Source organism: Chondrinema litorale (assembly GCF_026250525.1).
GTDB lineage: Bacteria > Bacteroidota > Bacteroidia > Cytophagales > Flammeovirgaceae > Chondrinema > Chondrinema litorale.
Window position 1 is genome coordinate 1 of sequence record NZ_CP111064.1, and the last position, 19,642, is coordinate 19,642.

At 31.3% G+C, this 19,642-nt stretch carries 18 protein-coding genes and 1 pseudogene; 10 read left to right on the forward strand and 9 right to left on the reverse strand.

Going from position 1 to position 19,642, the window contains the following annotated elements; all coding sequences use genetic code 11:
• The first annotated feature begins 79 nt into the window (after positions 1 to 79).
• The 3 genes and pseudogenes from istA (at position 80) to istB (ending at position 2,418) form a co-directional block, all read left to right on the forward strand.
• A complete protein-coding gene (istA, locus tag OQ292_RS39025; protein ID WP_431733820.1) occupies positions 80 to 883 on the forward strand; it encodes an IS21 family transposase in 804 nt (267 codons plus the stop codon).
• Positions 884 to 891: 8 nt separating this feature from the next.
• Positions 892 to 1,632 (forward strand): Mu transposase domain-containing protein, encoded by a 741-nt coding sequence (locus OQ292_RS39030; RefSeq protein WP_284689683.1) that lies wholly within the window; start codon positions 892 to 894, stop codon positions 1,630 to 1,632.
• A 7-nt stretch (positions 1,633 to 1,639) separates the two neighbouring features.
• Positions 1,640 to 2,418: pseudogene (istB, locus tag OQ292_RS39035) on the forward strand (IS21-like element helper ATPase IstB).
• 748 nt (positions 2,419 to 3,166) lie between these two features.
• On the opposite strand, the gene OQ292_RS39040 reads toward istB, so the two are convergent.
• On the reverse strand, positions 3,167 to 4,183 hold the full coding sequence (locus tag OQ292_RS39040) for a sugar phosphate isomerase/epimerase family protein (protein ID WP_284689684.1): 1,017 nt from the start codon (positions 4,181 to 4,183) through the stop codon (positions 3,167 to 3,169).
• Between the two features lie 264 nt (positions 4,184 to 4,447).
• Here OQ292_RS39040 and OQ292_RS39045 point away from each other — a divergent pair, with 264 nt between their 5' ends.
• The 4 genes from OQ292_RS39045 (at position 4,448) to OQ292_RS39060 (ending at position 7,867) form a co-directional block, all read left to right on the forward strand.
• On the forward strand, positions 4,448 to 5,107 hold the full coding sequence (locus tag OQ292_RS39045; protein ID WP_284689685.1) for an antA/AntB antirepressor family protein: 660 nt from the start codon (positions 4,448 to 4,450) through the stop codon (positions 5,105 to 5,107).
• 264 nt (positions 5,108 to 5,371) lie between these two features.
• The gene (locus OQ292_RS39050) at positions 5,372 to 5,836 is read left to right on the forward strand and encodes a JAB domain-containing protein (protein ID WP_284689686.1); all 465 of its coding nucleotides are present in this window, start codon (positions 5,372 to 5,374) and stop codon (positions 5,834 to 5,836) included.
• Positions 5,837 to 5,898: 62 nt separating this feature from the next.
• Positions 5,899 to 6,126, forward strand: coding sequence for a hypothetical protein (locus OQ292_RS39055; RefSeq protein WP_284689687.1), 228 nt, complete (start codon positions 5,899 to 5,901; stop codon positions 6,124 to 6,126).
• A 163-nt stretch (positions 6,127 to 6,289) separates the two neighbouring features.
• A complete protein-coding gene (locus tag OQ292_RS39060; RefSeq protein WP_284689688.1) occupies positions 6,290 to 7,867 on the forward strand; it encodes a pentapeptide repeat-containing protein in 1,578 nt (525 codons plus the stop codon).
• Between the two features lie 269 nt (positions 7,868 to 8,136).
• On the opposite strand, the gene OQ292_RS39065 is transcribed toward OQ292_RS39060, so the two are convergent.
• The 3 genes from OQ292_RS39065 to OQ292_RS39075 form a co-directional block, all read right to left on the reverse strand.
• Positions 8,137 to 10,554, reverse strand: a complete 2,418-nt coding sequence (locus OQ292_RS39065; RefSeq protein WP_284689689.1) for an AAA family ATPase — start codon at positions 10,552 to 10,554, stop codon at positions 8,137 to 8,139.
• Between the two features lie 431 nt (positions 10,555 to 10,985).
• Positions 10,986 to 11,309, reverse strand: a complete 324-nt coding sequence (locus OQ292_RS39070) for a hypothetical protein (RefSeq protein ID WP_284689690.1) — start codon at positions 11,307 to 11,309, stop codon at positions 10,986 to 10,988.
• On the reverse strand, positions 11,306 to 11,965 hold the full coding sequence (locus OQ292_RS39075; protein ID WP_284689691.1) for a ParA family protein: 660 nt from the start codon (positions 11,963 to 11,965) through the stop codon (positions 11,306 to 11,308). Before OQ292_RS39075 ends, OQ292_RS39070 begins: the two co-directional genes overlap by 4 nt.
• A 311-nt stretch (positions 11,966 to 12,276) precedes the next feature.
• On the opposite strand from OQ292_RS39075, the gene OQ292_RS39080 reads away from it, so the two are divergent.
• Entirely contained in the window at positions 12,277 to 12,732 is a 456-nt protein-coding gene (locus tag OQ292_RS39080; RefSeq protein WP_284689692.1) for a hypothetical protein, read from the forward strand.
• Between the two features lie 513 nt (positions 12,733 to 13,245).
• Here OQ292_RS39080 and OQ292_RS39085 read toward each other — a convergent pair.
• The 5 genes from OQ292_RS39085 to OQ292_RS39100 all read right to left on the reverse strand — a co-directional run bounded on the left by OQ292_RS39085 (position 13,246) and on the right by OQ292_RS39100 (position 17,802).
• A complete protein-coding gene (locus OQ292_RS39085) occupies positions 13,246 to 13,827 on the reverse strand; it encodes a S1 RNA-binding domain-containing protein (RefSeq protein WP_284689693.1) in 582 nt (193 codons plus the stop codon).
• A gap of 881 nt (positions 13,828 to 14,708) precedes the next feature.
• The gene (locus OQ292_RS41275; protein ID WP_431733817.1) at positions 14,709 to 14,819 is read right to left on the reverse strand and encodes a tetratricopeptide repeat protein; all 111 of its coding nucleotides are present in this window, start codon (positions 14,817 to 14,819) and stop codon (positions 14,709 to 14,711) included.
• Between the two features lie 8 nt (positions 14,820 to 14,827).
• Positions 14,828 to 15,154: a tetratricopeptide repeat protein gene (locus tag OQ292_RS39090; protein WP_284689694.1), complete on the reverse strand. Its 327-nt coding sequence runs from the start codon at positions 15,152 to 15,154 to the stop codon at positions 14,828 to 14,830.
• Positions 15,155 to 15,946: 792 nt separating this feature from the next.
• Positions 15,947 to 16,564, reverse strand: a complete 618-nt coding sequence (locus OQ292_RS39095) for a hypothetical protein (protein WP_284689695.1) — start codon at positions 16,562 to 16,564, stop codon at positions 15,947 to 15,949.
• A 209-nt stretch (positions 16,565 to 16,773) separates the two neighbouring features.
• A complete protein-coding gene (locus tag OQ292_RS39100) occupies positions 16,774 to 17,802 on the reverse strand; it encodes a replication initiation protein (RefSeq protein ID WP_284689696.1) in 1,029 nt (342 codons plus the stop codon).
• Positions 17,803 to 18,780: 978 nt separating this feature from the next.
• On the opposite strand from OQ292_RS39100, the gene OQ292_RS39105 reads away from it, so the two are divergent.
• Positions 18,781 to 19,419, forward strand: a complete 639-nt coding sequence (locus tag OQ292_RS39105; protein ID WP_284689697.1) for an SMI1/KNR4 family protein — start codon at positions 18,781 to 18,783, stop codon at positions 19,417 to 19,419.
• Positions 19,416 to 19,586, forward strand: a complete 171-nt coding sequence (locus OQ292_RS39110; protein WP_284689698.1) for a hypothetical protein — start codon at positions 19,416 to 19,418, stop codon at positions 19,584 to 19,586. The genes OQ292_RS39105 and OQ292_RS39110 overlap by 4 nt, the downstream gene beginning before the upstream one ends.
• The last annotated feature ends 56 nt before the right edge of the window (positions 19,587 to 19,642 follow it).

The window sequence follows — 19,642 nt, forward strand, 5'->3', positions numbered from 1 at the left end:
TTATATAATATATTGGGAAAAACGAATTTAAAAACATTAAAATATTTGCTTTTACCTTAGAGTTCGAGCAGAGATCATCATTCAATATACAAGAGAGGGTAAAAGTCAGCGTCAAATATCAGCAGCTTTAGGCATAAGTAGAAGAACAGTTAAAAAATATATATTGCTATATGACAAGCAGCAAGCTTTGTTAGCGAACAATAGAAAATCAATCAAGGAGCAAGATACTTCATGCCTAAGAGATTATTTGAGTAGCCCCCCAAAATATAATTGTCCAAAACGGCCTAAAAAAGCATTAACTATAGAAGTACAACAAGAAATTGATTATCTGCTAGATCTTAATGCCACAAAGCGTAAAGAGGGATTGCATAAGCAAGTACTTAAAAAATGCGATATACTTTCTTACTTACAGCAAAAAGGTTATAAAATCGGTTATACCACGGTTTGTGGCTACATTAAACAGAAGCAGAAAAGAAATAAAGAAGCATTTATTCGGCAAAAATATGCACCTGCAACAAGCTGTGAGTTTGACTGGGGAGAAGCCAAATTACTTATAGCAGGAAAGCGAAAGGTGCTACAACTAGCTGTTTTTACTTCCAGCTACAGTAACTACCGTTTTGCCTACTTGTATCATCGTCAAGATACCTTAGCATTTATGGATGCCCATGTAAAATTTTTTGAACATACTGCTGGAGTATACCATCAAATGGTTTATGATAATATGCGGATAGTAGTAGCCCGATTCATAGGTAAGAATGAAGCGGCTGCAAGCAAGGAGCCTACACAAGCTCTATGTAACTTAAAAGCTCATTATCGCTTTACTCATAGGTTTTGTAATGCAGGTCGTGGTAATGAAAAAGGTCTCCGAGACCCGGACATGTAGAGCGAAGTGTGGAATATATTAGAAGAAAAGCTTTTAGTATTCATGATGAATTTAGTTGTATTGAAATGGCTCAGCAACATTTAACAGAAGTGGTTCAACAGCTCAATCAAATTAAGCAACAAAATACTGATACATCTGCACAATCTCTTTTTGAAAAAGAAAAACCTTTTCTTTGGTCAGTTGCTAATACCTCTTTTGCTAGCTATATAGTGGAGCAACTTAGAGTGGATAAGTATGCAACATTTAGTTATCGCGGTAACCGGTACTCAGTGCCAGATTACCTTGTAGGAGAGTTTGTAGACGTAAAAATTGCTAGTGAAACATTAACTGCCTATTATCAGGATACATTGTTATGTACTCATGCACGTAATTATGGGAATCACCAATGGGTTATACAACTAGATCATTACTTATCTACTTTTCATAAAAAACCATCAGCCCTCCCACAGAGCGAAGCATTTTATCAAAGCGCTCCGTTCCTAAGGCAACTATATACTACTCATTTTACTGAATCAGCTAGAGATTTTGTAGAGCTTTTATTGCATTGTCAGCAGCATCAGGTTGGAGTGGATCGGTTACGGGAGGCCTATCAACATTTATTAAAGGTATGTCCTACCAGTGTCAACACAGAAAAATTAGTGGCTATACTAGGCAATAAACCTATTGATCAAACTCAAAAAAAAGAACAACAAGATCAAATAGCTATTGCCTCTATTAAACACCTACAAGCTCTTTCTAATTTAATTTAAGCTAATTATGAAAATAGATGTAAAAGAACAAATTATCAAATATGGGAAAGAACTTCACCTTCCAATCTTCCGTCAGATGTTTGATGACTATGCTAGACAAGCTGCTAAAGAAACATTGAGTTATGAGGAGTATCTATTGATGCTTATGGAAGCTGAGTTTGACAACAGGATAGAAAATCGTAAAAAAGCTTATATCAGACAGGCTGGTTTTCCACAGAAACACTATTTGCATGAGTTGGAAAGAGCACTTTTACCTAAACCAGCTATACAAAAACTTCCAGAATTAGAACGATTAGACTTTATCCAAGAAGGAAGAAACTTAGTATTAGCTGGTAATCCTGGAACAGGGAAGACTCATATTGCTACAGGATTGGGTATTAAAGCTTGCCAACAAGGCTTTAAAGTTCTATTTGTTACTGTACCTCGTCTACTCACACAATTACGTGAATCACACACAGAACGCACTTTGAGGCAAACTGAAAGTAGGTTCGAAAAATAAGATGTCGCCGGCTAGGCTTAGTAATATGTGATGAATTTGGATATGTATCTTTCGACAAGCAAGGTGCTGAAATGTTATTTACTCATCTATCTTTGAGAGCTGGAAGAAAGTCTACTATCATCACAACGAACCTATCTTTTGATCGATGGAATGAGCTGTTTGGTGATCCTGTATTAACGACTGCATTAGTAGATAGGCTTACCCATAAAGCACATATCATCAATATGAGTGGTGAATCTTATAGATTAAGACAAACCAAGGAGTTAATAGACAAAAACAATAAATGAAAAATAAACATCCCAATGTCAGAGCACCGAGTTCAAGAGTAAACAGACAAGGATCCTTGTCTGTTTACTCTTGATAAATAACTTTAAATGGTATACTTTTAAACTGAAACGCTGGTACACTTTTCAAGTGAAATAAACAGAAATACCATCTAGTATTACAACCAAAAGAAGAACCTACATGAATATCATAATCATAGTAACTTGCGCAACTATATAAATTACAACTGTACCCTACTACTATACCTTCTACAATAAAACATGCATATAATCCCTATTTATGTTATGTAAAAACTTTCTCTAACCCCTTCCCTACTCCTCTAAAATTCTATTCTCCCTCTACCTGCCTTTTAAAAATTTTTAGCCACCTCTACAACCTATTTTCTATGGTCAAAACCACCGATTCCTGTAAATTTCAAACCATCCAAATTTTATTTGGGAGTAAAAATTGCTTTCTCTCATAAAAAGATTGACTCGCAAATATGAAACAAATAAAATGTACCTGGATCATTTAGTAAATACTAAGTAGTCACATCATTTTTTAGAGTTTTAAGTACTTGACTCCCTCAGAAGGCAAAAAATCTAGCATTATAATGAAAAAAAACTTTACCCCCGTTTCGGGGAAAAGTACTATAGGCTGTCCATCTAAGGATTATAATGTATCACTTAACATGGCAAAACAGCCTTGAATTTAATAATGCAGTAAAGGGAAAAACAAAGATGTTCTCCCCTTCTCAAATATATTCTGAATTTAGATTTGGGTAAAAACTTTCTCAAGCAATGCTTTCGTAGCTTTTATACCTTCGTCTTCTGATAGGCCGGTACCTTCATACTCGATGCCTACATAACCTTCAAAACCAGCATCTTTTACAATTTTCATAATTCTAAAATAATCAGAATGTACTTCATTACCTTCTGCATCAAAATCGTGGGTTTTGGCACTTACACCTTTGGCATAAGGCATAAGTTCTGCTATCCCTTTGTAACGATCATATTCTTCGGCACAACCATCAGCAGTTCTCTCTATGCAAAAATTTCCGAAATCTGGCAAAGTGCCAACATTGTCCATCCCTACGTTCTGCATTACACCTGCTAACCAAGCTCCATTAGATGAATAACCCCCGTGATTTTCTACTAAAATGTTTATCCCTTTTGACGCGCCATATTCTCCTAATTTACTCAATCCATCTACAGCATTTGCAGCTACTTCTTCTGGAGTGCCCTCTCCTGCTGCATTCACTCTTATGGATTTAGCACCTAAAAACTTGGCAACTTCAACCCACTTGTAATGGTTTTCTACTGCTTGCATCCTTGCTGTAGAATCTGCATCGCCTAAATTACCCAATGCATCACACATGATCAATCCAACAGAAACACCTGCATCATCACATTTTTTTTTGAAAGCCTCCCAATATGCCTGATCGTTTGCTTTACCATAGTAAAAGGTATTCACCAACTCAATAGTATTAACTCCATAACTAGCTGCGATACTTGGAAAATTGTCTGGATTTAAATCACCTTGCAAAAGCTCTTCTGGAGCTTCTTGTAACATTTTACCAAAGGCTGCCCAATCGCCATTAAGTGAAGGCCCGAAAAATGATTTGTGTAAAGACCACTGAGCCAACGATATCTTAAACGGCTGCTTTTCAGCTTCTACCTCATTTTCCTCAGTACTTGTTTCAGTTGTATTTTGTTTTTCTGTACTGCACGAAGCTAACTGCATAGCCACTAAAATCAAAATAAATAATCTCAAAGTAATATACTTCATTTTCAAAATCATCTTTTATGTTTATCAATTGCAAATGTGAATTTATAGATTAAAGAGCTAATTGAAAAAGGTTGAAATAATCTTATCTAAAAATTCTGGCTTTCCTTTAAGCTGTTTTTTTTAAGGCTATAGAGGGCAAATCTTAGTAAGCCTAAAAACCTCTATAATCAAAACCACCAATCCCTGTAACATTCATCCCATCCAAATTTTATTTGGGAGTAAAAATTGCTTACCTTTCCTTTGTAAAAAGAATCGATTGCAAATATGGAATTAATAAAAATATATCAAGGGAATTTAGTAAGTGCGAAGGAGTTGCATGCATTTTTGGGAGTTGGTAGAGACTTTAGTACTTGGTTCTCTCAGCGGGTAAAAAGATATAGCTTTATAGAGAAAAAAGACTTTACCCCCATTTCGGGGAAAAGTACTGGAGGGCGTCCATCTAAAGATTATGCAGTAACACTCAGCATGGCAAAACAGCTTGCTATGGTGGAGAATAACGATAATGGAAGGGCTGCAAGGGAGTATTTTATTCAGGCTGAGGAGGCGCTTAAAGCTCTCGCAAAAAACAAACGATTCGAAACCTTTACCAAACTAGAAACCACCAAAGAAAAGTTTAAAAACACCCTTTTAGACAAAGGCCTCACTGAAGAAGATTACATTGAAATTGATGCTGCTGGTCGTAAAGTATTTTTAAATGGCAAAGAAATTCCGGATGAGCAACTAGAAACCATATTACTATCTGCAAGGGATTTTGCTACCAACATGACACAATACGATATGCTCAAAGATGGCCTTAATCTCTATGATGATATCGAAGCATCAAACAAACAAAACCATACAGTGGTGAGAAAAACCTTGCTTGATAAAGGCATTGAACCTGAAAACCTGCCAGCAAGAGATGATATTAAAAAGCTGAAAGAGTAAACAGTAAGCTCATCATATCAGCCTGATAGTTAATGGCACCGATCACGAGTAAAGCAAACAAGATTTGTCATATGGTGTCTTTGGGTTTTGCAATACAAAAAATATTAACAAAGATCGGTTTTGGTCTTACTACACAACAGTAGTTCGGCATAAACGCTAAAGCCTCAACACAGTCCTTTTATTCCGCGTGCTCTGTTGTTTTAAGTAATCCGCTACAACCGAAAGACTGGTCAAATTATTTGTTTCATTCAAAACCTAAAGACCATGTCTAAAATCAAATTTGATGCTTTACAAATTCCCGAAATCAAAATCAGTTATTCAGCCAAAATTCCGGCTAGCCAGAGACCTAAAGTCAATACATCTGCTCAAGCAGCAGCGCTTTTCAGAAACCATTGGGATAAAGATCAGCTAGGTTTTGTTGAAAGTTTTAAAGTAATGTTGTTTAATAGAGCAAATCGAGTTTTAGGTATTTATACAGCATCTATTGGTGGCATATCTGGCACAGTGGCCGATCCAAAATTGATATTTGCTACAGCGCTCAAGTCTGCGAGTTGTGGAATCCTGCTTTGCCATAACCACCCATCTGGGAACTTAGCTCCAAGTCAGGCAGATATTAACCTTACCAAAAAGATAAAAGAAGCAGGCAAATTATTAGATATTGCCGTTTTAGATCATATAATCTTAACAGAAGAAAATTATTTTAGTTTTCAAGATAACGGATACTTTTAACTAAAAAAGCCAGTTAAAACTGGCTTTAGTTCTTATTTTTAACGCTTAACCAATTAGATAAAATGAAAAACTTTGATGCCCTGCCCTACGAAGAAAAAATTTATACCTTGGTGATGAACTGCTCTTTTATAAATTCCATCAACTACTACAATCAGAAAGTGGATTTATACCACATGGGCGATTTTTTTATTGAGGTTTTCTACCATCCGGTTACATTTAAGATAGATCAAATTTGTACCGCAGACCGAAGCAGACTCCATTTGTATTCTCCTGTTAACATTGATGACTGATTTTTTAAATCGACCTCAATTGTAGTTTTAAGGGCAATTATCAGCCTTTTTTCAAAGTCTCAATAATGTAGTTTGAAGGTTATAAAAAGAAAAAATTAATAGCGAAAACTATAGGACGAAAATTATACTACTTTTAAGCCTGAATTAAACAAGCTATAACTGAATGAACAAATATATAATAATATTATTTTCCCTATTTTTTTATAACTATCCACTAAAAGCGCAAGAAATAAAAACCATTACTAAAGCTGATTATAAAGATTCCGTTTTTACATCAAAAGTAGACTTTGATTCTGTAAAATTTATAGCACCTGCTAATTTTTATCATACCAAGTTTTCTTCTCAGGCTAACTTTAACAATGCTCAATTTGATTCTCTAGCTGACTTTAGAGTTGTTCAGTTTGATTCTTCTCTAACTGACTTTGCAAATGCTCATTTTTCTTCTCAGGCTAAATTTGGAGGTGTTTATTTTCCTTCTCTCGTTAACTTTAGAGAAGCTAAGTTTGACTCTCTAGCTTACTTTAGTGTTGCTTATTTTAATTCCAATGCAAATTTTATTAAAACTCAATTTTCTTCTAAGGTTGAATTTTCACAAACACATTTTGTTTCTTTAGCTAATTTTCACTTAGCTAATTTCTCGTCTCTGGCTTACTTTAGAGAAGCCATATTTGATTCGTATGCTGATTTTCGAAGAACAGATTTTTCTTCTCTAGCTGATTTCAATAAAGCCGATTTTAATAATTCAACTATATTTGGCCTTACGACTTTTGATTCTCTTGCTGACTTTAGTCAAGCTCATTTTTCTTCAGAAACTTACTTTAGTCGCTCAAGATTTTCTTCATTGGCTATATTTGATTATACAACTTTTGATTCTCTAGCTAACTTTAAAGAAGTCAATTTTGATTCTTTAGCTTACTTTCACAAAGCCAAATTTAATACTATCACTGACTTTAGCTTTGTAACTTTTAATTCTGAGGTTGACTTTCGTAGCGCTGTTTTACCTGATACTTTATATTTTAACAATGTAAAAAAAATTGAAAAGGAGATAGATTTTACTTTTAGTAGATTAGATCCCAATAAAAAAATTTGTAATATCGACTTAGTAGATACAGATATAAGTAAGATTAAGCTTAGATATAGTCGTTTCAAATTGATATTTCCTGATACCATTTATTTATACGAACAAAAGAGTAAAGTTTATGAGCAGTTATTAAACGTACAGGACAAACACGGTTTTTTATCTGGCAAAGAGAAGTTAGATAAAGAGTACCAAGAGTTTAAGTATCTGGAAAATCCCCAGAACGATAAAAGTTGGGTGATAAAATCAGTAAATCATTTAACTAATTTTATACAAAAACATTGGTGGGATTATGGTTATAATAAAGCTAAAATCTTCTGGTGGACATTCATTTTTGTTGCTGTATTTTCTTTAATAAACTGGTTTTTATTTGATGAAATGAACGAAGGAGTATATGAAATTTCTTATGTCTTTAGACCATATAAAAATAAAGAAAAGTATCTGTGGGTAAAATGGAATTATACTCAATATAAATTCAATATAAGCTTACAACAAGTAATACCTGCAATCATTTATACTTCATTAATATTCTTTGGATTTAGAATGAGTGTAGAACATGTAAATTATAAAAATAAAGCAGGAGTTGCGTATGTATATTTTCAGTTTGTTTTGGGTTTAGTTTGCTTAGCCTATATTGCTAACTTTATTATTTTGAGTAGGTGATTTGAGAAAATTTTGATACCCAAACTTACTATCTAAAAATAGACTTATAGCATATAGGCGATTTTTTTATTGAGGTTTTCTACCATCCGCTTACATTTAAGATAGATCAAATTTGCACCGCAGATCGAAGCAGACTCCATTTGTATTCTCCTATTAATATTAATGACTGATTTATTAAATCGACCTTAATTATAGTTTTAAGGGCAATTATCTGCGTTTTTTCAAAGACTCAATAATGTAGTTTGGTTTGACAATAAAGAATGAAAATATTAATAATATCTCTTTGCTTTATTAATTGCATTATCACATTCTATCAATACTGCTTTTTTTATTTCCTCGATCATTTTAAGATGCTCAATATGAACATTATTAATAGAAGTATTTTCCACCATTATTAAATAATCCATAAAAGTTTCTATTCTCTCTTTTCTCAAATACAATCTATCAACTATACCATATTCCTGATCAATAGCTATAGTTTGACTGGTTAATTTTTTAAATAAGTCACTATTAAAAACATTGGTATCAAGAAGTATAGATTCTATATATACCATTCTTTTACATAGATCATTTAGATAATATCCACCTGTTATTGTTAAACTATAAATAGGACTTGTAACTTCATTATTATTTGACACAATCATTTGATGAGTAAGAAGCAAGTTTAATATGGCTAATATCTTGTCTTCTGATATACCAAAATAGCTAACTACTTTAATTATATCTTCTGAATTGACTTCAGCAGAATTATTTGTTTTTGAAAAATAATACATTAACTGCAAGATATATAACCTTACAAGTTGTAGCTGTTGGGATGAAAGTTGAGAATCAAAAATATTTAATGCATCAGATCTTTGTTCTTTATAATATCTCCATTGAGAAAGCATACAACCTTTAAAAACTTCATGAAAAGGAAATGAAATATTAACATCTCCTTCTATATAATTTTTAATTGCCCTGTCTGCCTGAATATGTGCTGATGACAAAAAGTTTTGTACGTATGAAATGCCTTTTCGTGGATTTCTATCGCTCAAATACTCTAAAAAGCGACCATTTTCTTCATTCAATAAGCTCTTTTGAACTATTGCAAAGAAAACGCTTAAATCATCTATTTTTAAATGAGCACCGTTGTATAAATTAACAACTGCAGATTCACCTTCAATAACTTTTTGCGCATAATTCAATCGTTTTGATAGTACTTCTCTAAAAGAAGGTGGTTCAATCCAAAACCGTTTAAGTTCATAAGCATTAAAAATAGAATCATTTCTATGTTTTATGTATGTTGTATCTCTTATTGATACAAATATATTACATCTATTTTTCTTAGCTATTGAAATAGCCTCTGAAAAAACTGTTGTTTCAAGTTCATCATCTTCATATAAATCAACATTATCAATAACAATTACACATAAATGACTTTTTACTAAATACTTTAGAATTTTATCAACATATGGCTCTACAGCTTTATAATCATTACTTATTTGTTCAGTTACTTTATCATTAAATGCATCTTTATTCCTTGTATATAATGAACCATAGGGACCACGTGCTAACGCACGAATGTCATCTTCATATGCAGGCTCAACAACATTCTTATAATCTGTTGGGTTATTAGGATGTTCTTCTAATAAGTAATCCAAAATGGATTTATAAATAAATTCTCTTGGATTACCTGTTTTACCCAACCGTTCTAAATCTATATAAATCCAATGAGCTTTTTGGTTTTGTAATAATTTTCTCCCTTTTATTAATTCAAAATGTTTTAAATATGTTGATTTACCAGAACCTACAGATCCAATAATTAATGTCACAGGTGGGGTAATTCCAGATTTTGAAATCTCTACATGCTTTGAGAATTCATCTTTATGTTTATTCTTTTTAATATTTTGAGCAGGTTTTATCTTATCTGGTTTGTATGATAAAAGATGCATATTAAGTGTATTATCATACTTAGTCCTATTTTCGGTTGAAACATAACATTTATGTAATACTTCTTTATTTTCTAATAAAGCTTCAGAAAGGATTGCTGTATCTACTGCTGTCATAATATGATCAGCAATATTATTTCTACCTATTTTTGCATCAGAGTCATTTAATATATGATGTAACTTGTTAATTACAATTGGAGCTGAAACGTCTAAAAGATTTAAGCTATCATTTTCAACATTATGGCATGCAAATAGATTGAATAACTCTTCAGCATCTTCGATACGTTCAAAAGGAAATAAAAGAGTTGCATATATTGAATCTCTTGGAATATTTTGGTTTAAAGGATAAAAGCACCAACAATTACCATTTGTTGCTACTACTATTTCAGCTCCAATATTTTTCGCATAGTCTTCTGCTTGAAGCAATGCATCATTAATTGCTCCCTGCCCTAATATAGTTCCAGTTAATTTTAGCTTTCTGCGTCTGGTTGGAGAAGGAAAAGTTGCACCAACTTTTTTAGCTTCAATAATTATTTTAGTGTCACCTGATATTAATAAATAATCAATATATCCATCACGAATTCCTGTTGTATGTTTTTCTACACTAATTTGTCCATAACACCATTGAAGAACATCTTTTACAATCCTATCAATAACATCAAATCTGGTTTGAGCTTCTGATTCATTTTCAAGAATCCTATTAAATGCGTCTTTATTTATCAGTTCATAAACTTCAGATACTTCACCCCAATCTTTCATTTCATTATTTGTAATTAAATTTTCACTATTTACCAATGTATTAATAAAATGTAATTCATATATAAACTAATAAAATTGTAGCTTTATATATGCAAATTTATACGAATGATTTTCAACTATCTTTTAATTGTAATTCTATTGTACTCTAGTTTAAACCTAACAAAAAAAAGCTATTTAACAAGTCTCATTCCTGTCCTATTTAATTTCATTAACATATCACTTCTTCGCTAAAAAAAAGAAATTATTAATTAAGCATTTATATTAATCTCTCAAAAACATCCATGTTCGTCTAATTTAACTATTGAAAATTCAGAAGTAGTCACTATGACTCTATCCGACAAAACCATATTCCTCCTTAAAAACAAAAAATCCGTGAAAGCATCTTTAAATACTACCACGGATTTTAATAGAACTTATCCCCTACCCTATCTTTATTTCTCGTCTGGAAATAAGAATACAGATTCTTCTTTGGTGAGTTTGCCTTCTTCGAAAAGGTATTTTTCTAACGCAAAATGTATTAACCTGCCTGTATAGTTATAATCTCGCTCATCGGCTAGTTCTTTGTATTTTGCATGTATCGCCTCTCGCATCTGAAACATGCGGTACTCTGGCAGGTTTTTTCTTCCTTTTCTTTTTAAGACCTGTTCATTTACTTTGATCTCGTCTTTTTCTACTGGCTTTAGCTCTTTCTTATTATCGTCACCAGCATCATTTACAAGGCTATCAAATCTACTTAAGTCTTTCTTCTTACTCATAACTCACATTTTTTAATAAATTCCTTTATATACAGATTAAATTCATCCTCAGTATCGCTATCTTCTAGCAGAGGTTCTAAAAGTGATATATTACGCTTATATCTTACCAAGTTAGATAAACCAGTTTCCATTAGATCGAGATCGTACTTGCCTTTAATGCCAGTGATACTACGCTCTTCCAGTGTTCTTGCCTTCTGGTTTGGTATACCAAGAATAGTAAAATCTAAACCTGCGTTCTTCCTTTTTTCCATCACCTCCGGCAGCGACTTTAAAAATACAATGGTACTATCCATATCAAATAGAGATGCCACCAACGGAACAGCCACTACATCAGAAAACAATATCGGGTAAAATACCGATACGCCACCTAACTTACCGGGTATATCACAAAAGATAATATCATAATTTGCATCATCTTTTGCAAGTAACTCTTTAAATCTGGCATCAGCCTTGGAGTGTTCCCAATCGAAAAACTCCACATCTATCTTAGTTGGATTCTCTCTTTGGTAAAGTCGATAGACTGTCTGCTGCGGGTCAGTATCTAAAATCTTAATTTTCAAATTTTTTCTGTACGCCAGTGCACTTGCTGTAAGTACTACTAAGGTCGATTTTCCACTACCACCCTTTTGGGTGGCAAAACTTATAATCTTTGCCACTTAAGTCTTTAGTTTTTAGTCTTTAGTATTAAGTATATACTATTTACGAAGGTAGTAAAATCTTTATAAATTGCTACAGATCTTTAAAAGTAAATTTGAATATAGACTAAAGACTTAAGTCTATATAATTAAGTATAAAGAAATTTAATAAACAGATAAATTGTGTTAGGTTAGAAGTCTAGAACATATTTAGAGCAAGATTTTTTAAATGATGAAGAAACTTAGCTGCTATATATTTATCTATTTAATTTTTGTTCTGCACCCGAAAAAAAATATAATGAAATAGATTTTCAGATAAAGACTTATCACTTTTGAAAAAACATATGCTTGCTGTCGAAGATACTTTTGACTATCTGATGAACCTTAAAGTAGCAAGATATCGATTGGATTACTACTTTGAAAATGACACTACACTGATATTTATAGCTGCACCTCATTCATATAAAAACCAAAAAATCAATCTAGATTTAGACCCTCAATTATTTCCGGTTGGAGACCCGGTTGGAAATTCTATTAAAAACCCGATTAAAGAAAAGCTATCACAAAGTATAATTGCACTAAAAAATCACACCATATCACAATGCTATTACCGAGAAGAATTTTACAATTTCGTATACCTTATTGGCTTTGATGAATACGAACATGGTAGCACCAATTTTTATATGCATTTACTAAACATTGCTGATACTACAAAGCATAAGAATTACTACTATAAAATTTTTGTCATCAGAGAAAACATCGTAATACTTGGAGAACCTGATTATTAAAATAGCACTCTCCTTTTGCCTATATCTTTAATACAGGTTTGATATAAAATAGACTTTGTTAAATACTTAAGCCTAAAGTATTTAGTCTTAATAGTTGTTGATTTTCCATCCAAATCAGAAAAGCATTCAAAATTGAATAGTCTTTAGCCTAAAGAGTTAAGTATTTAATAGACAATTTAAGGCAAATACATTGGCAAAAAGGGTGATAAATGTGTATTTTTAATTAGCAATTTAGATAAAATGTAGTTGAAAGATTGATAAATAACATTTCAATCTTAATAGAGCTAATTTTTAAGATTTTTCAGCTTATTTTAATAAATAGACTAAGACCATTTCAATTTTAGTGAATCAAAGCTTTAAATCTCTTCTTTTTTGAATTTAAAAATTTAATATTTCTCGAATTTTTGCATCACTTCAATTCTAATTACTCAAAAAAATCAATTTTAGCGGATTAAAATTAAATGTTTAAGCCTAAAGTATTTAGTCTAAATATTTTAAAATTCAATTATTTTATCACTCTTTTGGCAACCAACCTAATCCAATTTGTCTGTTATGAAATCGGAAATATGCTATTAAACAATTTATAGAATCTCCTTCCTTTGGCCATGCTAATCTATCCACCGGAAGTCTTTCTCCATAATTAAAAGAATAGTGCCCAATGTCAATCAATCCTACATGCTTATTTTCTATTTCAACAAAGAGCCCAAATGATGTAACCCCCTTCACAATTCCAGTAACTTTTTCTCCAATTTTCCGCTCGTCAACAAATTCGTAAAATGCTTTAAAACTGCAAATTTCCTCCTCACTTACATCGCTCTTTTTAGCACTAACATATAGCATCCCATCAACATAATTTTTAATCACTGTGGTAATATGTGCACCTATCTTCGGAAGTAGGTTTTTATCATATTCATTGTAATCATCAAAAAAGTCGTAGAATGGAATTACAACCTTAAGTTCTAAATTGGCATCAAGCAATATCTTTCCTCCTATCAATTTACCATTGATTAATTTTGGGGTTTCATAACCAATCACAGTGCCTGTTAGTGGGTGGCCTACTCGGTGAATTTCTTTTAAAATTTGATATGCATCCATGTTGTTGATTTACTTTATCAAAGATAATTTATTTTTAAAGTAATTGATTTTTGATTTAGACTTGAGTCTAAAGTATTTAGTATTATCTGTTGTAAATCGCTTCTAAGTTAGATTGAGAGAGTGTATTTGTATTAAGTCTTTAGCCTTAATTATTTATATTACCGATGCAATTAATTAAAAACCAACTAATTGAATCTAATATAAATTCAAGAGCGAACTGCTGCTTAATCTATCAAGTATTCCATTATCAGATTCAGAAAGCAGAAGCAACTGCTAATTTCTTCAAGATAAAAACAGAGAAAATACTAAAATTAAATAATAAAGCTTTTAGTCTAAATACTTTATTATTTTTGAAATATGAATCTTAATTAAATAGCAATAAATACAGTGAATGAAAGAAGTCAAATTAGAATTTAATAAATACTCAATAGCTTTCAGCGGCGAATTTCATTTAGATATTAATCCGCTGAAAGGCATTTCATATAAAGAATGATTTAATAATTTTTAGCCTAAAGACTTAATCCTTTAGATAGTAGTAACATGCTCGATGAGCATGAGCTTAGAACATATTAGATACTAAGCGATATTTAAAGTTGTATAAATAAAGTATTTAGACTTAAGTATCTATAAAAAGACTATCTTGAATTGTATTGATACTTCAAACAATGAATAGAAACCTAAAGCTTTTACAGATGAAACAGCCCATTTCTTTATAAGAAATCTAGATCCATAACTTTATCGAAATCACTATCCGAAGAATTTAAAGTATAATTTAGTTTAAAGTCTTTAGACTTAACTATTTATAATTAATAACTCTTGCATGCTAATTAATGAAATGCTCTTTGGTAGGTATAATAACTAAATTCTTTAGTCTAGATAATTTATTTGTCATTATTATATCTTGGATCAAGCTCTATTCCTTTTTGCATCCAATATTCTGATTCATCGTACTTTCCTTGATCTGATAAAACACTAGCTAAATTGTAATACATCAAATATTTTAAGTATGATTTGGGTTAACTTCAATTGCTAACCTTAAATAATTCTCTGCTTTATTATAGTCCTTATAACCTAATTGATAGGTTATTCCTAAAGAAGAATAAAAAGTGGCTTCACAAGGATATTGCTTTATTGCATCCAGAGCCATTTTTTCTGCTTTTTTATAATTTCTATTTTCTTGCTCATGCCATATACTATCCGACAGACTTTGCAGCATTATTCGTTTTTCTTCAGTATGTTTTACATCTAGACATGGTACTACTTTCTGTTTACAGCTAATGCAAACAGGAAGTAAAATAATTAATACTATTATTTGTGATTTTTTCAAATTATCAAATCTAATTTTAGTACTCTTTCTTAAGTCAAGAATATTTAATCAACTATATAATTGAGTAAACTTTGGCATTACTACTTCCAGAAATATATTTAACTCAAAATAAATATTTTCTATCAATTATATTTCAAACCCTTTTAACAAACTCTTCTTCTATTGTATTATAAGAATAAAACCTTAGCTTCTCTATAAACAGTTTAGTCTTTAGTCTAAATTATTTAGAAATAATTTTTATTCATCCAAAAATTATAAAATAGAAGGGAAGTAAATAGCAATTAGCCCAAGAGTAGTGATTGCTAGAGTAAGAGTCAATAAGAACAATGCAGAAAACACCTACATTCTCCTCTTGTAAAGTTGAATTAATAGAATTGAGCCACCTATTATTAATAATCCAAAAAAAATAAGCATATTCCTTTTCTGTAATTACACAAAACATTGATTTATTAACTCTAGCCATGTATTCTTATAGGTATGCAAATCATTCCAGGCTTACCTGAATTAATATAACTGCAATTTTAGCTTTAAAACTAGAAGTTAATACAAATGATCAATCAAAACATAGCCTATTTAAATACTTTAATTTCCAATATTTAACAATTAGCAATTACTTTTAATTTAATATAAAGTCTTTAGTCTTTATACTTAAGTATTTTGTATTTATTCTTTAGCATAAATTGCCAAATATAGGAAGTATATAATAGGAGAGGAGATTGGATGGAAAATTAATAAACTAAAATAATATGGAGTACTGCATTTTTATATCATGCATTCCAAAATATTAAATTCTTAATAAGTAGGTTTTACAGCAAAGTGATTTTCTTTCAAAATAAGACCTTCTAAATTAGAGATGCATTTTTTCCTGTCTTCTTTATTTTGAATTCCAACTTCCCACTGTACAGGTTCTAGTTCTTCATCTCTGCCGGAAGTATTTTGTCTTTTAAAAGCTTCAAAAATAACCTTAGCCTGAGAAACTGGTTTAAATTCAAGTATATAATTATTATAATTCATTACCTGAAAGTTTTTGGGATCGTAGAGGCTCAGACAATTGTTTACATTCTGATGATCTAGCCATTTAAACATAGAAAGCATTAAAGGTTGTAAATACCCCATTTGAAAACATAGGCCAGTTCCTTCACATTCAATATTATGCTCTCTAAACTCAAAGTTTTGAGTCTTTGCTAAATCAGGAGATAAACTATCAATCCCGTTTTGCCTATCAAATACTAATCTTGCAGATGCTACAATTTCACCATGATTTTCGATATAGAAGCAAACTGTTTGATGATCAAACCTTTTATCAAAATTGTTATCCCATCCGTTATATCTTTTAGAATAAGCTTTAGCAATAAAATTTCTAACCCTTTCATAATTCTTATTACTCGAACTTATAACATCTAGCTTCATTTAATTTTTTTTTTGAGTATCGCCATTTAATACAATGCAATCTGTATTGATAATACTCAATTTTTCCTTAAAAGCCAGAAATTTTTAATCAATAGAAGAGATTTAAGGTTATCTGAATCTATTCTTATTAGGAATTTTAACTATTAGAGATAAAAGCCTAATCTTAAATTAGACTGAGTTTTTACCGACTATACACGTTTCCCAAATTTTTAACCCTCTAATATTTTAGAGTCCACGTAATCAATCCATTGGCCTGAGATCATTAAACCATTAATAAACCAGCCAGCTTTATTTTGAACTTGACTTTTATTCTTGTTACTCACCTTAGATTTGTACTCTTGAGTAGCAGCTTCTATCGAATAATACACATAATCGCTCGACCACTTTATTATTCTCTCATCTTCTGTTTGAGTCTCTGCATTAGAGTTTACATAACCTCTAATTTTCTTAATCATGATGTCATTTATTCCGAGCGACTGCAATGTTCTTTCCCAACTATAGCCTAAACCCACTGGAACATCTTGCTCATCTTTAGGACCTCTTAAAAACTTAAACTCAAGGCCAATTATCTTTCTGCCAGATCCACTACCTCTCACATAACAATCGGGATCAAATTCGAGCCAAGTATCTTTCATGTCATTATAGATTGGCTCCATCACGCGCCTCTTAAAATTTCGCATGTCATTGTATCCTTTAATGTTTAGCTCTTTCTTAAAATCTTTGATGGAGATTTTCCATATCTGCCTAAACACTTGTCTGCTTCTGGCAGCATAGTAAAACTTGTGAGATATATCGTGGTTAAAACCTCTTACCGTGTGAATGTCTCCTTTGGTAAAACCAAGGCCAGTCATCGTGAGTATTTCCTTAAAAGTAGGATGAAGCTCTACTTCGAAATGATTGTCTTTATATCTCACTGTAGGAAAAAGCGTAATCCCTTGTTCATAGCTCTTATTGAAATAAGTTTTCATGAACTCCTTATCTAAAAAAACCACCTTACTCTGGATCGATTTAGACAAAGCTCTTTTATTACGAGTAATGTTCTCTCTACTTTCAAAAATTAAAGAGTAGGGGATACTATAAACAAGCTTATCAGAATTTACTTTGTGATTATCATTTAGAATCTCCTCATACACCTTCCACTCTGCTCCTTTTAATTGTGACTCATCACTTTTAATAAGTGCATTGGGTTTAAATATAGTGTAAGTTGCTGGGTGTAGTAATTCCAGTTTTTCTGACATGACACCTAAAGTTTAAGCCTGAATATATTATTTATTTTATATGTTTTTAATTCGTATCTCTTTGGTAAACATAGCCTTATAAAGAGATAGATCAAAAGTTTTATGTGTATTTTTTTCAGCCTTATGACACATAAACTTTTACTTCTAGTCTTTTTGTACACGTAAATATTAGCGATTTACTGTCAATGAGAGTTTATGTGTCACTTTATGGTATTCTAGTCATTCTGTACACATTAATATCTAGTCATTTTGTACACTTTAGATCAAAACATCATTCTGGGAGGCTGAAAAGCTATTCTTTTTGTACACATAAACATAAATAGCTGTATCTTATTGAAGGTTTATGTGTCACTTTAAGGCAATCTAGTCAATATGTACACTTTAATTCTAGTCATTTTGTACACATTAAAGCAAAATACTATAATTATCACTACCTATTCTAGTCATTTTGTACACATAAAATTCAAGAGTATCTCCTTGAAAAAGAGTTTATGTGTCACTTTAAGTCGATTTAGTCATTCTGTACACACAAAATCGATGAGAAATCTAAATTCTCAAATTTCTAGTCATTTTGTACACAAAAAAAAATTTCAGTTTTTAAATTGAATATACCTAGTCATTTTGTACACATAAAGTATTTTTATAGTAATTAGGCTATGTTTATGTGTCATTTTGGGCAGTTCTAGTCATTCTGTACACGTTAAAAGAAAGTAGTCTCAATTTATAGAAACTAGCTAGTCATAGTGTACACAAAGCATAAAAAGGCTATTCTTTTTGAACACGTAAAAGTATCTTTAAAAATTCATCTAGTACACTTAAATTAGTCATAGTGTACACCAATAATAGTCAATATGTACACTGAAAAGAGGGGTAATAAATTGATAAACAAGCACTTATGAAGCCTATTAGAATGTAATAATGATAATATGATAAAAAGAATGCATTATTATGTTTTTATTTTAAGGATTAATTAAAAAAATGAATTACGAAGAAATTAAAAATAGATTAGTAAAAGTAGTTGACAATAGGAATTATTTTTTTAAAAATACGACAAAGCAGTTAGCAGAACAATTTTTAAGTAGGAGACAAGATTTTAGAGGTATGTCTGATTCTGAAATCAGTAATTTAGTTTCGGAACTAGGTAAAAACTTGCCGGATGACTTTAAACAATATTTAAAAGAGTTCGGCAAAAATTGCGGCGAATTGTTTTGTTTGGGGCAAGATCAAACGATTGAAAAGATCATTGAATATCAAGAATGGGCAGTGGAGTTATTTGAAGAATCAGGAATTGAAAACTTTCTTGGTAAAGATGATTTAGTATTTAATTTTCATCAAGGTTATGTTTTTCTTTTTTTTAAAAAGGAAAAAAATGATTATTCAATTTATGAATATTTGGAAGGAGATAAAGAGCCCATAAAAAGGTTTGATTCTTTTAATGATTTACTAATCGCAGAACTTAATCATATAGAAGAATCGAATAAAATAGGACAGAATGGTGGAGGCTGTTTTATAACAGTTTTTGAAAATGGTATAACTCAAAGAGAGTATCCGACATTAAGTTCAGGAATTATTCCTAGGGAAGTGGGTGATCAATTTATAATGAATGATGAGATATGAGTAACAAATTAATTTCTGAACTTCAAAGTACGCTACCGAAAGGTATGGTAATTCCCAGAGAGATAGAATTACTTTACGAATGGATCGAAGCTAATAATCTTTATACAGATTCCGAAGGAGTAAGAATTGGTTTTTTGTGTCTAGAAAACTCTCCAACTCCATATTAAGACATAAAACGACTCAACAAACAAAGGTTGCACACGTAGTAATAGATTTATCAAGC

Bases quoted from the DNA above. Each gene is read 5' to 3' on its own strand.
- OQ292_RS39105 (WP_284689697.1), top strand. From the start codon at position 18,781: ATGAATTACGAAGAAATTAAAAATAGATTAGTAAAAGTAGTTGACAAT.
- OQ292_RS39095 (WP_284689695.1), bottom strand. From the start codon at position 16,564: ATGAAGCTAGATGTTATAAGTTCGAGTAATAAGAATTATGAAAGGGTT.
- OQ292_RS39110 (WP_284689698.1), top strand. From the start codon at position 19,416: ATGAGTAACAAATTAATTTCTGAACTTCAAAGTACGCTACCGAAAGGT.
- OQ292_RS39100 (WP_284689696.1), bottom strand. From the start codon at position 17,802: ATGTCAGAAAAACTGGAATTACTACACCCAGCAACTTACACTATATTT.
- OQ292_RS39070 (WP_284689690.1), bottom strand. From the start codon at position 11,309: ATGAGTAAGAAGAAAGACTTAAGTAGATTTGATAGCCTTGTAAATGAT.
- OQ292_RS39060 (WP_284689688.1), top strand. From the start codon at position 6,290: ATGAACAAATATATAATAATATTATTTTCCCTATTTTTTTATAACTAT.
- OQ292_RS41275 (WP_431733817.1), bottom strand. From the start codon at position 14,819: ATGTATTACAATTTAGCTAGTGTTTTATCAGATCAAGGAAAGTACGAT.
- OQ292_RS39050 (WP_284689686.1), top strand. From the start codon at position 5,372: ATGTCTAAAATCAAATTTGATGCTTTACAAATTCCCGAAATCAAAATC.
- OQ292_RS39040 (WP_284689684.1), bottom strand. From the start codon at position 4,183: ATGAAGTATATTACTTTGAGATTATTTATTTTGATTTTAGTGGCTATG.
- OQ292_RS39085 (WP_284689693.1), bottom strand. From the start codon at position 13,827: ATGGATGCATATCAAATTTTAAAAGAAATTCACCGAGTAGGCCACCCA.
- OQ292_RS39065 (WP_284689689.1), bottom strand. From the start codon at position 10,554: ATGAAAGATTGGGGTGAAGTATCTGAAGTTTATGAACTGATAAATAAA.
- OQ292_RS39045 (WP_284689685.1), top strand. From the start codon at position 4,448: ATGGAATTAATAAAAATATATCAAGGGAATTTAGTAAGTGCGAAGGAG.
- OQ292_RS39055 (WP_284689687.1), top strand. From the start codon at position 5,899: ATGAAAAACTTTGATGCCCTGCCCTACGAAGAAAAAATTTATACCTTG.